A 16,621-nucleotide genomic window follows, 5' to 3' on the forward strand; every position below is an offset into this window, starting at 1 on the left:
CTCTAATTAAAGAGAGTAACCAACGAATTTACTTTTCGTAAGCCATCTCTCAAGGATTCGGAGCGCAATGCGGCGACTCCATCGGAAAAACGGAGTGATGAGACCCCGCAGGAAAGATATTGGCCGTAGCTAGCGAGGCCAAGTCTTTGCGACGAAGCTAGCGAAGCGATGAAGGAGCAGCTCTTTTTTCTTGCGACGAGGAGGCTCGGCGCTTCGTCCGCGGAAAGCGTCCGCATGGAGCGCAGAATCCGGTATACCTAAGATGCAATGACTTTTTATTCTTTAAATAACATAAACATTTATTTGTCTATTACCTGAAGCAGCCGCAGCTGCTTGATTACTCTATGAACTTCATTTCCGGCACCCAAGTCGACATATGTTCCTTTGCAGCGTCGTTCAAATTGGCATCGACATTTTTCAGGAGATCAACTTCGAAATCCTGCAGATTGGTATTGCGCACAAAAGTCGGAGTGAATGCCGGTTCTTTCAATGTGATCGTTTTGCCATCGGCATTTTCGGTCTTCTCGACTTCCAAATGAAGGATACCTCCGATTTTTCGTTCGAGTACGTCCTGGCCGGAGAGGAAATTGCCGAGCGAGTAGACGGCGAATGCTTTGCGGCCATCACTTGTTTCGATCCATTCTGCCGGCTGCAAAACATGGGGGTGATGGCCGATGATGATATCCGCGCCATTGTCAGCTGAAAAACGCGCCAGGTCTATTTGTTCAGCGTTCGGCATATTTTCATATTCAACGCCGAAATGCAGGCTGAGGACAACGACATCCGATTGGGCTCGTGCTTGAGCCAGGTCCTGTTGGATTACGTCCTTATCGATGCGTTTCACCAAATAGTCTTTGCCGGCAGGTGTCATGACGCCGTTTGTGCCATAAGTGAAAGACAGGAATGAGAACGTGATGCCGTTCTTCGTAATAGTGGTGATTTCATCGCGCTGTGCAGCGGATATATATGAGCCGGTGTGTTTGACGCCGATTGAATGCCAATAAGCCACAGCGTTCTCGATTGCTTTGATGCCGCGGTCCAATGTGTGGTTATTGGCCATTGAAACGATATCGATGCCGGCGTTTTTCATTGCATCTCCCACTTCATAGGGGCTGTTGAAAGAAGGGTAGGTTGATACGCCGATTTCACTGCCGCCGATGATGCTTTCCGAGTTCGCGACGGTGATGTCGGATTGGCTAAGGAATGGGGCCACTTTTTCGAACATCGGATTGAAATCATAGCCATCTGCTGTTTGGGCGTCCTTGTAGACAGTGCCGTGGATCAGCACATCGCCGATTGCGGAAATCGAAGCTGTGCGAGTTTGGCTTAACTCCGCCGGGATGATGTTCGATGGTGCCGCACGGGTACCAAAATTGCTATTGCTTATTTCTAAAACGGCGGCTTGATCCGGCGTACAGCCGGTGAGCGCCAAGCCGGAAACCATCAAAGCGGTGATGAAAATTCTGCAGCGCGACTTCAATTTACTGACCCCCGTTCAATTTGCCTTTCGGATGAGAAATTTACTGGAATATTGGGTGGTTAATGATAACTGTCTAGATATTGTACTGTATTTATGCTTAACTAACTAGTTAATTTTAATAGTTCAAGGGATATTGATTTACTTCTAATGATTATAAATACCTAAGAAATTCACTCTGTCTACATGCCATGCGTTTTTCATGCGTTTTTTTGAATGAATTGCTGTATCGCAGCAGAGACTTCGGTTTGATGGCCGGACAGAAGATGGCCGCCGCTTTCGAAAATAACGGTCTCAGGATGCGTACGGCCAATGAATTTTTCAATATTATCGAACAGCGCCATCGGGTCGTCTTTGGCGTGAATGACAAGAATCGGGGCTTTGATGTCCTCTACTGGATATTTTTCGTAGTTCAAGTCCATATCGAGGTTGGTGATGTTTGCATCTGCCTCGATGCCTTTGCGGCGCGGCTTGACTGGCAGCATCGTTTGGAAAAACACTTTGTCGACGTCGGAGCCGAAGAACACATTAAAGACCGGGCGCAGCGATTTGGTGGACAGCCACATCGGGAATTCACTTAGCAAAGGGATGGGCGGACCAGCTGGTTTCAATTGGCCGGGGGGCATTTTGTTAGACGGCACGCCAGACGAAACAAGCACCAGCCCTTTCGTCCGTTCGGGATAAGTGAGGGCGAATGATAAAGCTGCTGCGCCGCCGGCCGAAGTGGCCAATATAAAGGTTTTTTCGATATTCAGCTCATCAAGCAATTCCGCAAACACTCTCGCCTGATTTTGTGGCGTCGGCTGTGCAGGCAGCTTGGAGCCCGGATAGCCGAAGCGGGACAATGCAATTTTCCGGTGATTTTCGCCCACCATGCCTTTCAGTGAGGCCATGCCCTGGTCATAACCCCCGAAAATTCCGTGGCTGATTAAAATCGCTTCGCCCCAGCCCTCATCGGCGTATGCCATCATACCGAATTCTGATCTGAACTTTGACGCTCCGTATTCCTCGAGCCGTTTATAAGCGCGGCGCATATCCGCCACGTAAAGCAGCGGAACGGATACGCCGATTGCCAGTGCAGCAGCCTGCAATGATTTACGCATTGAAATTCCTCCTTTATATCTAAAAATTCAGTTAATTATCTATAAGTATAACCGATTGCAGTGCGTAAATAAATGCCTGTACGCAAGTAAAAAGCCTTTCATGGATGTCATGAAAGGCTTCACTTTTTTCAGTTTATGGATTGGTCGACCAAAGCGCAGCCGATTTAAGCAAGATGCGTGGATGCAGTTTCAGCTGGGCAACCATCACTTCCGCCAGATCTTCCGGATGCATAACGTTCTCCGGATCACCTTGGATCAAGTTCTCTGAATGGGCCAAGTCAGTTACGACGGTACTCGGAAGCAACGCGCTGACGCGGATGTTATGCTTCCGCACTTCGAGCATGAGTGACTCGGTCAAGCCAAGCAAGCCGAATTTTGAAGCGCTGTATGCGCTTGTTACCGGCGCGCCTTTTTGTCCGGCCGTCGATGCGATGTTAATGATGTCTCCGCTTTCGCGTTCGATCATTTCAGGCAGGACAGCATGCGTCACATTATAAACGCCCATCAAATTGACATCGATGATTTTCTTGAAATCTTCCGGCGGCAATTCGAGGAATTTGCCAAATTTGCCGATGCCGGCGTTGTTGACCAGGATATCAATCGGGCCAAGTTCGGATTTGATGTGCTCGACGGCTGAAAGCACGGCCTCGTTGTCGGACACGTCAGCCGCAGCCATGACAGCTTTGACGCCGTATTGTTCCAGCTCTTTTAAAACTTCTTCAAGATGCGCGCCCGTTCTGCCAAGCAGCCCGACATTGATGCCTTCTTTGGCGAAAGCGATAGCGGCTGCGCGCCCGATGCCTTTGCCGGCTCCGGTGATCAGCGCATTTTTGCCTTTTACTTCTTGCATGTTCAAACACTCCTTTAGTATGTAATGAATTTGTCTTCCGTATTATATCAACCCGTTTCTCCACAAGCTAAACATCCGCTCGGAAAAAGGATTTTAGTGCCTGGCGTTGAATCTTACTAATAAACACACTTTGGATTCATTAATAAAGGAGGCAATAAGATGACTGAATCAATGTTTCAAAAAGCTTTGCATGGACGTTCTGCACACGTAGACACCGCGCTGATATTTGATGGTTTGGATTGGCAATCAGCCGGTAAAAAACCGGAACATTGTCCTCACTCGGTTTGGGAGCTGCTATACCACATGAATTATTGGCAAGACTTTATGCTTGGCTATTTGAAGGGCGATGTTGTAAAGGCGCCGGACCATCCCGAAGAATCCTGGCCGGCTGACCCGATGCCGGAAAGCAGGAAGTCGTGGGAATACGGAGTGGAGCGTTTTCTGCAAGGCTTGAAGGAAGCAGAACAGGAAGCGGGGAAAGATTTGGCGGAAGCCGGCTTCAGCCGTCCCGATAGGACGCGTGGGGATTTGCTGATGGTGATGATCAACCACAATAGCTATCACGCTGGCCAAGTCATAACCACCCGCAGTTTGATCGGCACCTGGCCGCCTCAAAACGATTACGAAGTCTAAAATAGATCCTGAACGATGAACTCGAAAGGGAGATTTAAGATGAGGCTTGAAGATAAGGTGGCTATCGTTACAGGAGCGGCATCCGGAATCGGCCGGGCAATAGCGGAAGTGTTTGCGGAACAGGGGGCGAAAGTCGTTGTCTCCGATATCAATCTGCCAGGCGCAGAAAATGTCGCTGCGGGCATCAGGGAGGCCGGCGGCAATGCGGTCGCGGTAAAGACGGATGTTGCGGATACGGAAGACGTCGCAGCGATGATTTCTTTGGCGGTCAATGAATACGGCACTCTGGACATTTTGGTTAATAATGCGGGAGTCATGGATAATTTCGAGCCGGCTGGTGATATCGACGAAGCGAAGTGGGAACGCGTTTTTTCGATCAATGCAAATGGCGTCATGCTTGGCAGCCGGGAAGCTTTGAAAATCTTTCGGGAGAAAAAGAAAGGGGCGATTATCAATATCGCTTCAATCGGAGGCCTCTACGGAGCGCGCGCAGGCGCCGCTTATACTGCCAGTAAACACGCTGTGATCGGGTTTACGAAAAACACCGGGTTCATGTACGCCAATGAAGGGATTCGCTGCAACGCAATCTCACCAGGGGCAGTTGAAACAAATATCGGCGCGAGCATGACCGCCATCAATGAATTCGGCATGGGACGGACTCAGCCTGGGATGGCGCTGAATCCACGTATCGCAAAACCAGTAGAAATCGCCAACGTAGCGTTGTTCCTGGCGTCTGATGAAGCGAGCTTCGTCAATGGCGCGGTGATTGTCGCAGATGGCGGTTGGTCAGCCTATTAATTTCAAGAAAGCCTGCAGCGATATCGCTGCAGGCTTTTTCATGCTGAGAAATAAATGGTTTGTTTTCCGGCAGCTGATATATAATCAGAATAGATAGATAATTTTGGGGGGCGAAATGATGGAAACGATGGAACGCACAGCACAAAGCATATTGGACATGGACGCGACGCAATTGGCACGGCTCATTTCACAAAAAGAAATCACTTCAAGAAGAGCAGTGGAAATTTTCATCGGACATATCAAGAAGATCAACCCTGCAGTCAACTGCCTTGTGGAGGACCGGTTTGCCGAAGCGCTCGAAGAAGCGGACCGGGCAGATACGCAAATTGCAGAGGGGACAGCCAAAGGCAAATTAGTGGGTGTGCCGATCGGCATGAAAGAGGCGTTCAATGTAGCCGGCATGCAGACTACAGGAGGCTTGCTGCGCCGGAAGGGCTCCTTCCAGCACACCGATGCGGAAGCCGTTCGCAAATTGAAAGCGGAAGGCGCCATCATCCTTGGGAAAACGAATACGCCCGAGCTCTGCTTTTGCCAGGAAACCGACAATAAGCTGTACGGCCGCACGAACAATCCGCATGACTTTTCGCGGACAGCAGGCGGCTCAAGCGGAGGCGAAGCAGCGTTGATAGCAGCGGGAGGGGCAGCTGTCGGGCTGGGTTTAGACATTGGCGGATCTATCCGCTTTCCAAGCCATTTCAATGGCGTCATCGGCTTCAAATCAGGAAAAGGCCAAGTATCTTCTGAAGGCAGTTATCCCACTGTAGAAGAAGGGCTTCAAGAGCGTATGCTTGGCATTGGGCCGATAGCAAAAACGGTCAGGGATGCCCGGCTTCTTTATTCCATTGTGGCCAAAACGCCGCCTGTGAAAAAGCAATTACACCAATTCACAATCAACGTATTGCCAAAGACGGCCTACCCCTTGTCGCTGGAGACCGCACATCTGCTTGATTCGATTTATGCAGATTTGTCGCGGGAGTTTAATACCGAGCGGGAAGTGCCGCCGTATTTTGAGGATTCCGCCGGGCTTTGGCAGGAAATCATGTCTATCGGCGGAGCAGAGGGGCCAAAGCGGGAAGCATTCGGCACCCAGACGCGGCAGCCGATGCAAGAATATGTGAAAGAACGGATGGCCGGAACTGCTGATATCCACCGCTATCTGTCATGGGCGCTCATAGGGGCATCATTATTCAAGCCTTCAGCAAAGCGTGTAAAGAAAATTACAAAGTTCATCGAGCACGGCGACCATATCCTGGAAGGTTATTTCCACGGCTATATTCTGATGTTGCCGGTTTACCATACAGGAGCAGCAAAACATGGCGCTGTTTATAATGAAATCTTTTCATTGAAGAAAACGTTCCTGCAATACTTGCCATATGTGGCTTACGCGAATGTCTGGGGGCTGCCTGCGTTGACAGTGCCGGTCGGCATTGATGGCAACGGCATGCCTATCGCCGTACAGCTGATCAGCAAGAATGGCAATGAGGACGCATTATTTGAATTGGGCGAATGGCTGGAGCGGCATTACGCCGGATACAAGCGGGCGCATTTATAAAGCTAAAGGAGCGGTTGTTTTATTCGCCACAGAGAAGGGAAATGGGAATAAGAGCTTACTTAAGAGGAGGGGTCGCATGAAAGTGTTTGTTTTTGGCAGTGGCGGTGACATCGGCGGACATGTGCTGAAACAGCTGGCCGCACGTGAGCATGAAGCAGTGGCTATGGCAGAAACGGAAATCCGGGCGGAGGAACTCCAAATGATGGGAGCAACCAAGGTCATTGTGGCAACGGAAAAAGAATTCAGCGGGGTATTGGCCGGCTGCGACGCAGTCATCTACATCGCCCGGGACAATCCAATTGCTGGTGAAAATAAGAATATGCTGGTCGACCATAAAGCGGCAATTCGCGCAGTCGGAGAAGCACAACAGCAGGGCATAAAACGCTTTATCTATTTAAGTCCGGTGCGCCCCGATGAATCGGAAGAATCAAAAGAAACCGGCGCAAAAGATGAGCCGGAGGAAATGATTATACAGTCCGGGCTGGTTTACACGGTAATCCGTCCGGCTAAGTCCGCCAGCAAGCCTGCGACTGGCACGATTACGGCAGGCTCCTCCTTAGGTGATGCAGAAGGCGAGATTCCGTTTGAAGATGTGGCATCGGTGCTTGTGGAGTCGCTCGGCAGCGAGGCGGCAGCAAACCGGTCATTTGAAATTGCACCGGGGCCAACAGCAATTCCTGAAGCATTGCAAGCATTGAAATGAAGGAAGAAAAAATAAAAAAAGGTGGGTTATTGATGGGGAAAATATCGAAACACTTGCCAACGGCATTGACAGGATCGATGATTTTGGCGCCGCTGGCTTATGTGGCTTACCTTTACCAAAAGGATGACAATCAGAAACAGCATGCGATTCTGCGGAACTTTCCGCTGCTTGGGCGTGTCCGTTATATGACGGAAGCGGTGGGGCCGGAACTGCGGCAATACCTGTTTTCGGATGATAACGAAGGAAAGCCGTTTTCACGGCTTCAATTCGAAGATGTAATGCGGTCAGCAAAATACAATCAGCGTCTAATCGGCTTCGGTTCGAACCGGAATTTTGAAGAAGAAGGCTATTACATACGGAATAGCTTGTTTCCGCGCCTCGACACGGAACTTCGCGTCGACAATACGGAAAAAATAGACACCTTTAAATACGTCATCGACAAAGAAGGATTAATGTCGCGCAAAGAGCATCGCGAAGGCGTGCAGATTGATCCGTATTATTTGCGCGATGACGATGCGGTTGTCCTCGGTGAAAACAGGGTGCGCGAACCTTTCCGTTTGAAAGGGCTGATCGGACAAGCGGGCATGAGTTATGGGGCGCTTGGAGACCACGCAATTACTGCTTTATCAAGCGGCCTTGCGCTTGCCGGAGGAACCTGGATGAATACTGGCGAAGGCGGGTTGTCCGACTACCATTTAAAAGGCGGAGCGGACATCATGATGCAAATCGGACCTGGCCTGTTCGGCGTACGGACACCAGACGGGGAATTCTCGATGGAGGCATTCAAAGAGAAGGCAGCGCTTGGCCAAGTGAAAGCTTTTGAAGTGAAACTTGCACAAGGTGCAAAAACACGCGGCGGGCATTTGGAAGGCAAGAAAGTCACGGAAGAGATTGCGCGGATCCGCTTGATTGAACCGGGCAAAACGGTCAATAGTCCGAACCGGTTTGTAGAGTACGATACGTTTCCAAAGCTTTTCGACTTTGTAGACGAGTTGCGTGAAGCCGGCGGCAAGCCGGTGGGCATAAAAATCGTGGTCGGCGATATCGAAGGGTTACGGGAAATGGCGCAAATCATGAAAGAGCGCGGAAGCCATAGCGGGCCGGACTTCATCTCCATTGACGGCGGCGAAGGCGGCACCGGAGCAACGTACCAGGAACTGGCGGATTCAGTCGGACTGCCGATTATGACCGCTTTGCCGATTGTGGATGAAGTGCTTCGCGAATATGGCGTCAGGGACCAGGTCAAACTGATTGCTTCCGGCAAATTGATCACACCGGATAAAATAGCGATTGCACTTGCTATGGGAGCAGACCTTGTGCAGATTGCCCGTGGCTTCATGATCAGTGTAGGCTGCATCATGGCGGAGGTCTGCCATACGAATACGTGCCCAGCCGGGGTAGCGACAACGGACAGGGAGTTGCAGGAAGGGCTTGTAGTGGAAGAAAAACTTTTCCGGACGACAAATTATCTTACGTCGCTGCGTGCAGGATTATACAATATCGCAGCTGCTGCAGGCGTCGATTCACCGACGAAGCTGGAGCGCAAACATATCCTCTTCAAAGACAGCAATGGCCGGATTTCACCAGTGGAAAATATGCTGGAGAAAATGACCGGGGCATTGGAAAAATAATAAGGCAATATAAAAAGGGCCCAAAAGCCCTTTTTATATTGCCTTATTTAATGAGCACCTGCAGCAAAACTGCGATAAACACCATTCCGACTAGAAAAGCAGGATAGCTGCTTTTCTTTTCATCCGGCAATTCATCATTCAGGATATTCAGAACTACACCGCCTGTCAGGAAAGAGGACAGGAATGCAATCGTCAAGTCGCTGGCATGAGTGGTCTCATACAGAATCCAGCCCGCCAAAACGGAAAAGGCCAAAACCCATCGCCCGATTTTCGTGTAGAGGTCTTCATGGGTCAAGTGAAGAATGCGGTTATTGGCGATAAAATGGAAAGAAAAGACGATAAAGTAAATGAAGTACGCGGCAATATTTTCCCCGCTCAATTCAGCAAGAAGATAGCCAATCAAACCGTTGTACAGAGAGAATGCGCCGATTTCCAAAGCGAAAATGGATTTATCCGGCCGGGTGAGGTTTTTTTCTTCTTTGTTTTCTCTTTCCGATTTCTCGCTCAATTGATTGATGCCGTAAAAAACAGCAATTCCCAGCAATGCGGCTACGTAAGTGACGTAATCGATTTCTTCAAGCCAGCCGGGCAGCGTTGCCTCTTCAACAACTTCCCGGTAATGGGTCAGTTCAGGGACAAGGTGCAGGAGGACGTATGCGATCGAGCCGCCTGAAACCAGGGAAATCAGCCGGTTAGTGGGGCGTTCATCCAAAAATTTGATAGCGTCTGTGAAGATATGGACAATGATAAAGCCGATGATTACGAGTACGCTTGGTATGAACATCCGATCCCTCCTTGATAGGTTACGCCATGCGATAATTTTATATACCCTATTTGTTGAATATTAGATAGCTTTGCCATGTATTATTTTCAGAGCAGTAATATTCGATTTTTGTCTTTACAAGGGAAAAGGGGTTGACATTAATTTGACGTGAGTTATAATTTTCTTAGAAAACTAAATATTCTAATAACTATATTTAGTTTGTGCATATTGGAAATCCAAGTGGGGAGGCGGATGCTAAACGTTCGGAAAGGCGAGTGGAACGGCTGGTCATTCACAAGTATGTCCTATGCATTTAAAAAAACGAAAAGAGGAGATTGAGCAATGAGAAAACTTTTGCCTAGCAAACGTGATGATTTTTTCCCAAGCCTATTTGAAAGTGGATTCGAAACCGACTTATTCGACCGGTTTTTCAAGGAATCCCATTATCCGAAAGTGGATATCAAAGAAGTTGAAGATCATTACGAAATGAAGATGGACGTACCGGGATTTTCCAAAGAAAATGTGAAAGTCGAGTATAAGGACGGCTATCTGGAAGTGGAAGGCACGCGTGATGAAAGTAAGGAAACGAAAGAAGACGACGGCCATTTTATCCGCAAAGAGCGTTCGTACGGCTCCTTTAAACGAAGCTTCTATGTAGGAGAAATCGATGACAGCAAAATTTCCGGCTCATTCAAAGACGGAATGCTGCAACTTCAAGTTCCGAAAGCGACAGAACAAGAGAAACAGAACAAAGGCAAGCAAATACAGATTGAATAGTTGCCGAACTGGAATCCGAAGAAGTAAAGAGCCCTCCGGAATCAATTGATTCCGGAGGGCTCTTGCTGCTTTCAAAACGGTTTGTGAACTTTAATCACTATGTCCCATGCCTTTCATCTTCATGCCTTGGCCTTTGGTTTTGCAGCGGGAACCCATGCGCATACGGCCTCTTTTTTTGTGTTCCATACGGCCCGGCTTGTCCTGGCTTGCGGCCATCAAAAATGCAAGGCCGGTCATCATAAGCGGCAGAAGGATAATGAGTTCTACCGGGACAATCGGCCGGTAGATGCTTTTCTCGGCCGTCACATCATAAATACCCACCGGCTTTACTTGGAAAGAGCCGCCAGCCCCTTCACCTTGTCCGCCTTCAACTTCGCCAAAATCGGAAGAATCGGGATCTGCGCCTTCGCGTTCATAGCCGCTGCCGGCACCTGCGCCAACACTATATTTCACTTTGGCTACAGGAATAATGGTCCTGCCATGCATCTCGATCGGATCGCCATAGACGAGCGATACATCGCGGGCTGTTGAAAACTTTTCGAAAATCGGAAGCACTGGAGACGATTTGAACGGTGTGAAATCTTTTTCATCCATGTTCTTCACTCCTTTTAAATAGTTGGATATGGATATTGTGCAGGTTTGTCTGCCATGGCCAGAGCAATCGAAGCAGCAAGCGAGAACAGTTCCATCACCCGCCAAACTGTTAGTATATAAATTCGCTTTATCCGGAGCTATCCCTCTATTTAATTTAAGGTATTGTTGAATCCAGGGTTCAAGCGCATACTGAAATAAAACAGGGATTTAGAAAGAAGGAAGCTTTATGGCACAGAAAAATAAGAACCTCGATTCGGGTCAGGGGAAGTCCGCGTTGATGAGGCAATACGCTGAATCACCGGAAATGCTGCAGCAGCTGTACCGGAAAACACTGTGGATTGTGGTTTTTTCGCAGATTTTAGGCGGCGCCGGACTTGCTGCGGGTGTTACGGTCGGTGCATTGCTGGCGCAAGATATGTTCGGGGACGAGAGTTTTGCAGGCATCCCGACCGCGCTATTCACTTTAGGCTCAGCGGGCGGAGCGTACCTTGTCGGAAAACTGTCGCAGAAATATGGGCGGCGTCCAGGGCTGTCTACAGGATTTATCGTCGGAGGAATCGGGGCAATCGGCGTTATACTGTCTGCTGTTGCAGACAATATAACGATGCTGCTCATTTCGCTATTGGTTTATGGAGTAGGGACGGCAACTAATTTGCTTGCCCGCTATGCCGGGACGGATCTCGCAAGCTCGGAACAGCGCGGAAAGGCAATCAGCATCGTCATGGTATCAACGACATTCGGTGCGTTTGCAGGGCCGAACCTTGTCGGCGTCATGGGCCGATTCGCCGAGTCCATTAGCATTCCGGCGCTTGCTGGTCCTTTCATCTTATCGGCGTCTGTCTATTTTACAGCGGCCATTGTGCTGTTCCTCTTCCTTCGTCCGGATCCTTTGCTTGTGGCACAGGCAGTTGCGGAGAAAAAAGTGCAGGACGACAAAGCGATGAATAAAACCGCTGATGACACGCCGGCAATCCACAGCCGCGGTGTGTTCCTTGGAGCTTCAGTGATGGTTGTTACGATGATTGTCATGGTGGCGATTATGACGATGACACCTGTCCACATGGGCCATTACGGGCATGACCTCAGCGCAGTGGGCATGGTCATCAGCATCCATATCACTGCAATGTACCTGCCTTCATTGTTGACGGGGGTATTGGTAGATAAAGTTGGAAGGACGGCAATGGTCATCGCAGCGGGCGTTACGCTGCTTTCTGCTGGAATTGTGGCGGCAATTGCACCAGGCGGTTCGCTTCCAATGTTGATTCTAGCGCTTGCTTTGCTTGGTCTTGGCTGGAATTTTGGATTGATCAGCGGAACGGCGCTTATCGTCGATTCGACGCTGCCGGAAGCGAGGGCCAAAACCCAAGGGACGATTGATGTGCTCGTCGCGCTCTCTGGCGCGGCGGGCGGCATGTTGTCAGGAATGGTGGTGGCGGGTTACAGCTACGCGGTGCTGTCGCTCGGTGGAGGATTCCTCGCATTGCTGCTCATACCAATTGTCGTCTGGTCGCTTGGCAATAATAACAACAAGGCCATAGGGTCGAACTGAGATTTGGAAACCATCTTCTTTGAAAGGTGGTTTTTTTACGCTTTAATCCCATCCAATAAGATGTTCATGAGCTGTTTCAGTTCTTCTTCGATATCAAAGTTGTCATGGGCGCACCAATCATAGACATTGCCGCGAATCGCTTTTGCCCATTGGGAAGAAAGCGATTCAACAGGCAGATCTATGCGGAATGTGCCGGCTTGCTGGCCTTTTTCAATCTGTCTTTTGACGATTTGGAAATAGGGGCGGTTTGGATCCGATACGAAATTCTTTTCGCTGGGCCGCAGCAAGTTCATATAAATGGTGCGGACTGTGTCTTTTCCGAGTTCATCGCGCAAATAGCGCGCTTGGGCAAGATGCAGCCTTTCCAGGAAAAGGGCGGGGCTGTCGAGTGCAGCGTGCTCTTTTTCGAAAGCCAGGTAAAAGTCATCGATTTCCTTGAATTTCTCCAGGAAAATCTCGTATTTGGAATTGAAATGAGTGTAGAATGCGCCTTTGGAAGTTTTGGACTTGTCAGTGATGTCGCTGACGCGCACATCATCAAAGCCGTTCTCGTTGAAAAGTTCCAGGGCGGCATCGAGTATTTTTTTCCGTGTCAACTGCGCTTGCTGCTGCCGTGATGCCAAATGGATGACCTCCTTTTTGTTTAGAATAGTTTGACAATTTAGAGTGAAGCCTTTATGATTTTTAAAGACCAGGGTCTTTCAAGTTGTTTTCATTTTACAGGAATTACCGCAGATTGCCAAAAGGCAATAATTTTTTTGGGCATTCAGAGACCAAGGTCTTTGAAAACGAATGGAGGATCTTTCATGGACTTAAAAGGCAAGATTGCATTTGTAACCGGTGGAGGCAGCGGCATTGGAGCTGCCATTTCCAAACAATTGGATCAGGCAGGCGCATCAGTAGTCGTGTTTGATTTGAATGAAGAAGCAAAAGAAATCACACGTTCATTCGAAAATGAAAGCCTTTTCACGAAAGGCAATGTCGCGAAAAGCGAAGATGTAAATCGTGCGTCGAAGAGGCAATGAATAAATTCGGCCGCATCGATATCCTGGTCAATAACGCGGGGATTTTCCGTGACAAGAAATTGGTGGATATGTCGGAGGAAGAATGGAATGGCGTGCTGGACGTCAATTTGAAAGGCGCGTTTTTGATCATCAAAAAAATAGCGCCATTGATGAAGCAGAGCGGCTATGGCAAAATCGTCAATATTTCTTCGGTATCGCATAAAGGGAATTTCGGGCAGGCCAATTATTCTGCTTCAAAAGCTGGTTTGGTATCGCTGACGAACACGGCAGCCTTAGAGCTTGCACCGGAGATCACGGTCAACAGCATTGCGCCGGGCTCGATCGATACCCCATTGTTCCGATCGATGGATGAAAAGGGGAAAGAGAAATTCCTCAAAAAAATTCCGATGAAACGCGTCGGGCAGCCGGAAGAAATCGCTCAGGCTGTGCTGTTTTTCTCATCCGATGCATCGAGCTACGTAACCGGCACTTTGCTTGAAGTGGACGGCGGGCTGACTACCGGATTGAATCTGAAATAAGCAGGGGGAACCACAATATGGAGATGAACATGGACTTCTTGAACGTTGGAATGATGCTGAAGCGCAATGCCCGCCATTATCCGGATAAATTAGCCATCATCCACGGAAGCGAACGGCTAACGTACAAAGAATTTAATCAGCGCGTCAATCGCCTGTCGAATGCCTTGATCGGAAAAGGCATTGAAAAAGGCGATCGCGTGGCGATGTTATTGCCGAATTGCCTGGAGATGCTGGAGCTTTTCTGGGCGGCCGCCAAAATTGGCGCTGTCATTGTCCCGCTCAATCCGATGGTGCGCGGCACGGATAATATCTATCAATTGGAAGATTGCCAGCCGAAAATGGTGGTTTTCCATGCATCTTACGAGGAGGATATTGCCAGCATCAGAGGCCAGCTCGGTTTTATTCGGCATTTGGTGTCGGTCACTGAAGAACGTGGCGAATTCTTCCGCTACAGCGATTTGGTGGAGGGCCAGCCGTACCACGAACCGGATAGGTCCATTTCCGAAAACGATGAAGTGAACATCATGTATTCATCAGGCACCACAGGACTGCCGAAAGGGATCATCCATACCCATAAAACCCGCATCATGTATGCGTTTCTGTGGGGTATGGAATACGGTGTGAATTTCAATAGCACCGTGCTGGCAACCGGGAGCCTGGTGTTCAACGGTTCGGTGGCGTTCATGTACCCGGCGATCTGCGCGGGTGCGACCTACATCCTTGAAAGCAAATTCGATAAAGACGAAATCATTGGTTTGATTGAAAGGGAAGGGGTGACGCATACCATGATGGTGCCGACGCAAGTCATCACAGTGCTCGACCATCCAGGCTATGACCCAGCCCGTCTGTCGTCGCTGCAAGTGCTGCTGGCGCTTGGGGCGCCGTTGCCGCAGAACCGGAAACAGCAGCTGGCTTCCGAATTGCCTGGCAGGCTATTTGAATTGTATGGGCTGACAGAAGGATTCCTGACGACGCTGCGCCCTGAGTATGTATTGGAGAAGCCGGGCTCTGTCGGGCCGCCGATGATCTTCAATGAATTCAAGATTGTCGACGACTCGTTGCAGGAAGTGCCGATCGGGGAAACAGGCGAGATTCTCGGCCGTGGCCCGACGATGATGACCGGCTATTTGAACAAGCCGGAACAGACCGAGGAAGCATTGGTGGATGGCAAGTGGATCAAAACAGGCGACATCGGTTTTACCGACACCGAAGGCTATATTTATCTGGTCGACCGGAAAAAAGACATGATCATCTCTGGCGGCGTCAACGTGTTTCCAAAAGATATCGAAGAAGTGGTCAGTTCCCATCCGGCGGTCTCCCAAGTGGCCGTCGTTGGCATCCAGGATGAGAAATGGGGGGAGATCCCGGTTGCCCATGTCATCTTGAAGCCGGACCAAATTATAGAAAGCAAAGAGTTGATGGACTGGGCCAATACACGTGTAGCTGCGAAATACCAGCGCATCAAAGTGTTGTCCATCGTGGAAGACCTTCCAAAAAATGCGTCAGGCAAAATCCTGAAGCGCCAAATCCGGGAGCTGTATAAGAACTAGCGGGAGAGGTGATGGCAATCACCTCTTTTTTGTTTGTAAATTTGCAAAAACTGCAGCAGTAGCGGAAGCTGAAAGGTAAGATAGAAGAAAACCAATTGCTGGAGGGATTCGATGAATATCGTATTGTTGCTGAAGGAAGCTTTTTACGAAGCTGATAAAAACCTGATACCCGAACTTGAAACGATCGGGGAAGTGAAGGTGCTCCATACAGATAACGGCATCGGCAAGGAACAATTGAAAGCAGAAGTGAAAGATGCGGACATCATTTTGGTGAACATCGTCAAACTCGATAAAGAAGTGCTCGATGCTGCGCCGAATTTAAAATGCATCATCAAGTACGGAGCGGGAATCGACAATATTGACGTGGATTACGCGAAGCAAAAAGGCATCCGCGTCACAAGCGCACCGGGAGTGAATGCGCCGGCAGTGGCGGACCATGCGTTCGGCCTAATGCTGTCAGCGGCACGGAAGATTCCGAAAAAAGACAGTGAAGTGAAAAGCGGGGTCTGGCAAACGGAGATGGGCTTTGAAGTATCCGGTAAAACTTTGGGCATCATCGGATTCGGCGCAATCGGCAAAGAACTCGCAAAGCGCGCGACAGGGTTCAGCATGAAGACGCTTGTCTACGGCAACCACAAGGATTATGTGCTGGCCGAGCAATTGAATGCACATTTTGTCGACAAGGACGTTTTGTTCAGCGAAGCGGATTTCATCGTAGTGGCAACTTCACTCACGGCGAAGAACAGGCACCTGGTTAATGCAGAGACGCTCAGCCAAATGAAGCCGACGGCGTTTTTAGTCAATATCTCACGTGGCCAGTTGGTGGACGAGAAAGCCCTGGCCGAGTCGCTCCAAAAAGGAGAGATTGCCGGCGCAGCTTTGGATGTCTTCGAACAGGAGCCGCCGGTTAGTGGCTTGCCAAAACTTGAAAACGTCGTTGCAACTCCCCATATTGGCGGAGCGACGTACGAGGCTGTTGCCAGAATCAGCAAGCTATCGGTGTCAAACATCCGCAAGCTGCAAAAAGGCGATGCGCTGGACTTTGAAATCAAATGAACGATGGGCCGACTAATAAAAATACCCCTTGTTGCCGCGGCA

15 protein-coding genes and 1 pseudogene are annotated in these 16,621 nt (G+C 49.4%); 10 read left to right on the forward strand and 6 right to left on the reverse strand.

The features are described 5' to 3' along the window. Positions 1 to 337 precede the first annotated feature (337 nt). The 3 genes from EGV91_RS09680 to EGV91_RS09690 all read right to left on the reverse strand — a co-directional run bounded on the left by EGV91_RS09680 (position 338) and on the right by EGV91_RS09690 (position 3,430). Entirely contained in the window at positions 338 to 1,480 is a 1,143-nt protein-coding gene (locus EGV91_RS09680; protein WP_241666163.1) for a CapA family protein, read from the reverse strand. Positions 1,481 to 1,677: 197 nt separating this feature from the next. Then, positions 1,678 to 2,580, reverse strand: a complete 903-nt coding sequence (locus EGV91_RS09685) for an alpha/beta fold hydrolase (RefSeq protein WP_135503113.1) — start codon at positions 2,578 to 2,580, stop codon at positions 1,678 to 1,680. A 133-nt stretch (positions 2,581 to 2,713) separates the two neighbouring features. Next, positions 2,714 to 3,430 (reverse strand): 3-ketoacyl-ACP reductase, encoded by a 717-nt coding sequence (locus EGV91_RS09690; protein WP_135503116.1) that lies wholly within the window; start codon positions 3,428 to 3,430, stop codon positions 2,714 to 2,716. Positions 3,431 to 3,589: 159 nt separating this feature from the next. Here EGV91_RS09690 and EGV91_RS09695 point away from each other — a divergent pair, with 159 nt between their 5' ends. From EGV91_RS09695 to EGV91_RS09715, 5 genes are all read left to right on the forward strand, one after another. Beyond that, positions 3,590 to 4,063, forward strand: coding sequence for a DinB family protein (locus EGV91_RS09695; protein WP_135503119.1), 474 nt, complete (start codon positions 3,590 to 3,592; stop codon positions 4,061 to 4,063). A gap of 39 nt (positions 4,064 to 4,102) precedes the next feature. Further along, on the forward strand, positions 4,103 to 4,861 hold the full coding sequence (locus EGV91_RS09700; RefSeq protein WP_135503122.1) for an SDR family oxidoreductase: 759 nt from the start codon (positions 4,103 to 4,105) through the stop codon (positions 4,859 to 4,861). Between the two features lie 115 nt (positions 4,862 to 4,976). Beyond that, positions 4,977 to 6,413, forward strand: a complete 1,437-nt coding sequence (locus tag EGV91_RS09705) for an amidase (protein WP_241666164.1) — start codon at positions 4,977 to 4,979, stop codon at positions 6,411 to 6,413. 76 nt (positions 6,414 to 6,489) lie between these two features. Then, complete coding sequence (locus tag EGV91_RS09710; RefSeq protein WP_135503125.1) at positions 6,490 to 7,116, forward strand: NAD(P)H-binding protein; 627 nt, start codon at positions 6,490 to 6,492, stop codon at positions 7,114 to 7,116. 32 nt (positions 7,117 to 7,148) lie between these two features. Next, positions 7,149 to 8,747 (forward strand): FMN-binding glutamate synthase family protein, encoded by a 1,599-nt coding sequence (locus EGV91_RS09715; protein ID WP_135503128.1) that lies wholly within the window; start codon positions 7,149 to 7,151, stop codon positions 8,745 to 8,747. A 43-nt stretch (positions 8,748 to 8,790) separates the two neighbouring features. Here the strand turns inward: EGV91_RS09715 and EGV91_RS09720 are convergent, their stop codons facing one another. Then, positions 8,791 to 9,531 carry a hypothetical protein gene (locus EGV91_RS09720; protein WP_135503131.1) on the reverse strand — a complete coding sequence of 247 codons (741 nt, stop codon included), beginning with the start codon at positions 9,529 to 9,531 and terminating at the stop codon, positions 8,791 to 8,793. Positions 9,532 to 9,852: 321 nt separating this feature from the next. Between EGV91_RS09720 and EGV91_RS09725 the strand changes: the two genes are divergently transcribed. Beyond that, positions 9,853 to 10,287: an Hsp20/alpha crystallin family protein gene (locus tag EGV91_RS09725; protein WP_135503134.1), complete on the forward strand. Its 435-nt coding sequence runs from the start codon at positions 9,853 to 9,855 to the stop codon at positions 10,285 to 10,287. Positions 10,288 to 10,377: 90 nt separating this feature from the next. Here EGV91_RS09725 and EGV91_RS09730 read toward each other — a convergent pair whose 3' ends face one another. Then, on the reverse strand, positions 10,378 to 10,881 hold the full coding sequence (locus tag EGV91_RS09730; RefSeq protein ID WP_135503136.1) for a spore germination protein GerW family protein: 504 nt from the start codon (positions 10,879 to 10,881) through the stop codon (positions 10,378 to 10,380). A 226-nt stretch (positions 10,882 to 11,107) separates the two neighbouring features. Here EGV91_RS09730 and EGV91_RS09735 point away from each other — a divergent pair, with 226 nt between their 5' ends. Further along, on the forward strand, positions 11,108 to 12,430 hold the full coding sequence (locus tag EGV91_RS09735) for an MFS transporter (RefSeq protein WP_135503140.1): 1,323 nt from the start codon (positions 11,108 to 11,110) through the stop codon (positions 12,428 to 12,430). Between the two features lie 35 nt (positions 12,431 to 12,465). Here EGV91_RS09735 and EGV91_RS09740 read toward each other — a convergent pair whose 3' ends face one another. Then, positions 12,466 to 13,053 carry a TetR/AcrR family transcriptional regulator gene (locus EGV91_RS09740; RefSeq protein ID WP_158290599.1) on the reverse strand — a complete coding sequence of 196 codons (588 nt, stop codon included), beginning with the start codon at positions 13,051 to 13,053 and terminating at the stop codon, positions 12,466 to 12,468. Between the two features lie 183 nt (positions 13,054 to 13,236). Here EGV91_RS09740 and EGV91_RS09750 point away from each other — a divergent pair. From EGV91_RS09750 to EGV91_RS09760, 3 genes and pseudogenes are all read left to right on the forward strand, one after another. Then, positions 13,237 to 13,973, forward strand: a pseudogene (locus EGV91_RS09750) (SDR family oxidoreductase). 17 nt (positions 13,974 to 13,990) lie between these two features. Continuing rightward, positions 13,991 to 15,523: a class I adenylate-forming enzyme family protein gene (locus EGV91_RS09755; RefSeq protein WP_135503151.1), complete on the forward strand. Its 1,533-nt coding sequence runs from the start codon at positions 13,991 to 13,993 to the stop codon at positions 15,521 to 15,523. A 111-nt stretch (positions 15,524 to 15,634) separates the two neighbouring features. Beyond that, positions 15,635 to 16,579 carry a phosphoglycerate dehydrogenase gene (locus EGV91_RS09760; protein ID WP_135503154.1) on the forward strand — a complete coding sequence of 315 codons (945 nt, stop codon included), beginning with the start codon at positions 15,635 to 15,637 and terminating at the stop codon, positions 16,577 to 16,579. The last annotated feature ends 42 nt before the right edge of the window (positions 16,580 to 16,621 follow it).

The organism is Planococcus koreensis, from assembly GCF_004761975.1.
Taxonomy (GTDB): domain Bacteria; phylum Bacillota; class Bacilli; order Bacillales_A; family Planococcaceae; genus Planococcus; species Planococcus koreensis.

Excerpts from the sequence above, each read along its gene's own strand:
- EGV91_RS09685 (WP_135503113.1), bottom strand. The coding sequence starts at position 2,580 with ATGCGTAAATCATTGCAGGCTGCTGCACTGGCAATCGGCGTATCCGTT.
- EGV91_RS09690 (WP_135503116.1), bottom strand. The coding sequence starts at position 3,430 with ATGCAAGAAGTAAAAGGCAAAAATGCGCTGATCACCGGAGCCGGCAAA.
- EGV91_RS09695 (WP_135503119.1), top strand. The coding sequence starts at position 3,590 with ATGACTGAATCAATGTTTCAAAAAGCTTTGCATGGACGTTCTGCACAC.
- EGV91_RS09700 (WP_135503122.1), top strand. The coding sequence starts at position 4,103 with ATGAGGCTTGAAGATAAGGTGGCTATCGTTACAGGAGCGGCATCCGGA.
- EGV91_RS09705 (WP_241666164.1), top strand. The coding sequence starts at position 4,977 with ATGATGGAAACGATGGAACGCACAGCACAAAGCATATTGGACATGGAC.
- EGV91_RS09710 (WP_135503125.1), top strand. The coding sequence starts at position 6,490 with ATGAAAGTGTTTGTTTTTGGCAGTGGCGGTGACATCGGCGGACATGTG.
- EGV91_RS09715 (WP_135503128.1), top strand. The coding sequence starts at position 7,149 with ATGGGGAAAATATCGAAACACTTGCCAACGGCATTGACAGGATCGATG.
- EGV91_RS09720 (WP_135503131.1), bottom strand. The coding sequence starts at position 9,531 with ATGTTCATACCAAGCGTACTCGTAATCATCGGCTTTATCATTGTCCAT.
- EGV91_RS09725 (WP_135503134.1), top strand. The coding sequence starts at position 9,853 with ATGAGAAAACTTTTGCCTAGCAAACGTGATGATTTTTTCCCAAGCCTA.
- EGV91_RS09730 (WP_135503136.1), bottom strand. The coding sequence starts at position 10,881 with ATGGATGAAAAAGATTTCACACCGTTCAAATCGTCTCCAGTGCTTCCG.
- EGV91_RS09735 (WP_135503140.1), top strand. The coding sequence starts at position 11,108 with ATGGCACAGAAAAATAAGAACCTCGATTCGGGTCAGGGGAAGTCCGCG.
- EGV91_RS09755 (WP_135503151.1), top strand. The coding sequence starts at position 13,991 with ATGGAGATGAACATGGACTTCTTGAACGTTGGAATGATGCTGAAGCGC.
- EGV91_RS09760 (WP_135503154.1), top strand. The coding sequence starts at position 15,635 with ATGAATATCGTATTGTTGCTGAAGGAAGCTTTTTACGAAGCTGATAAA.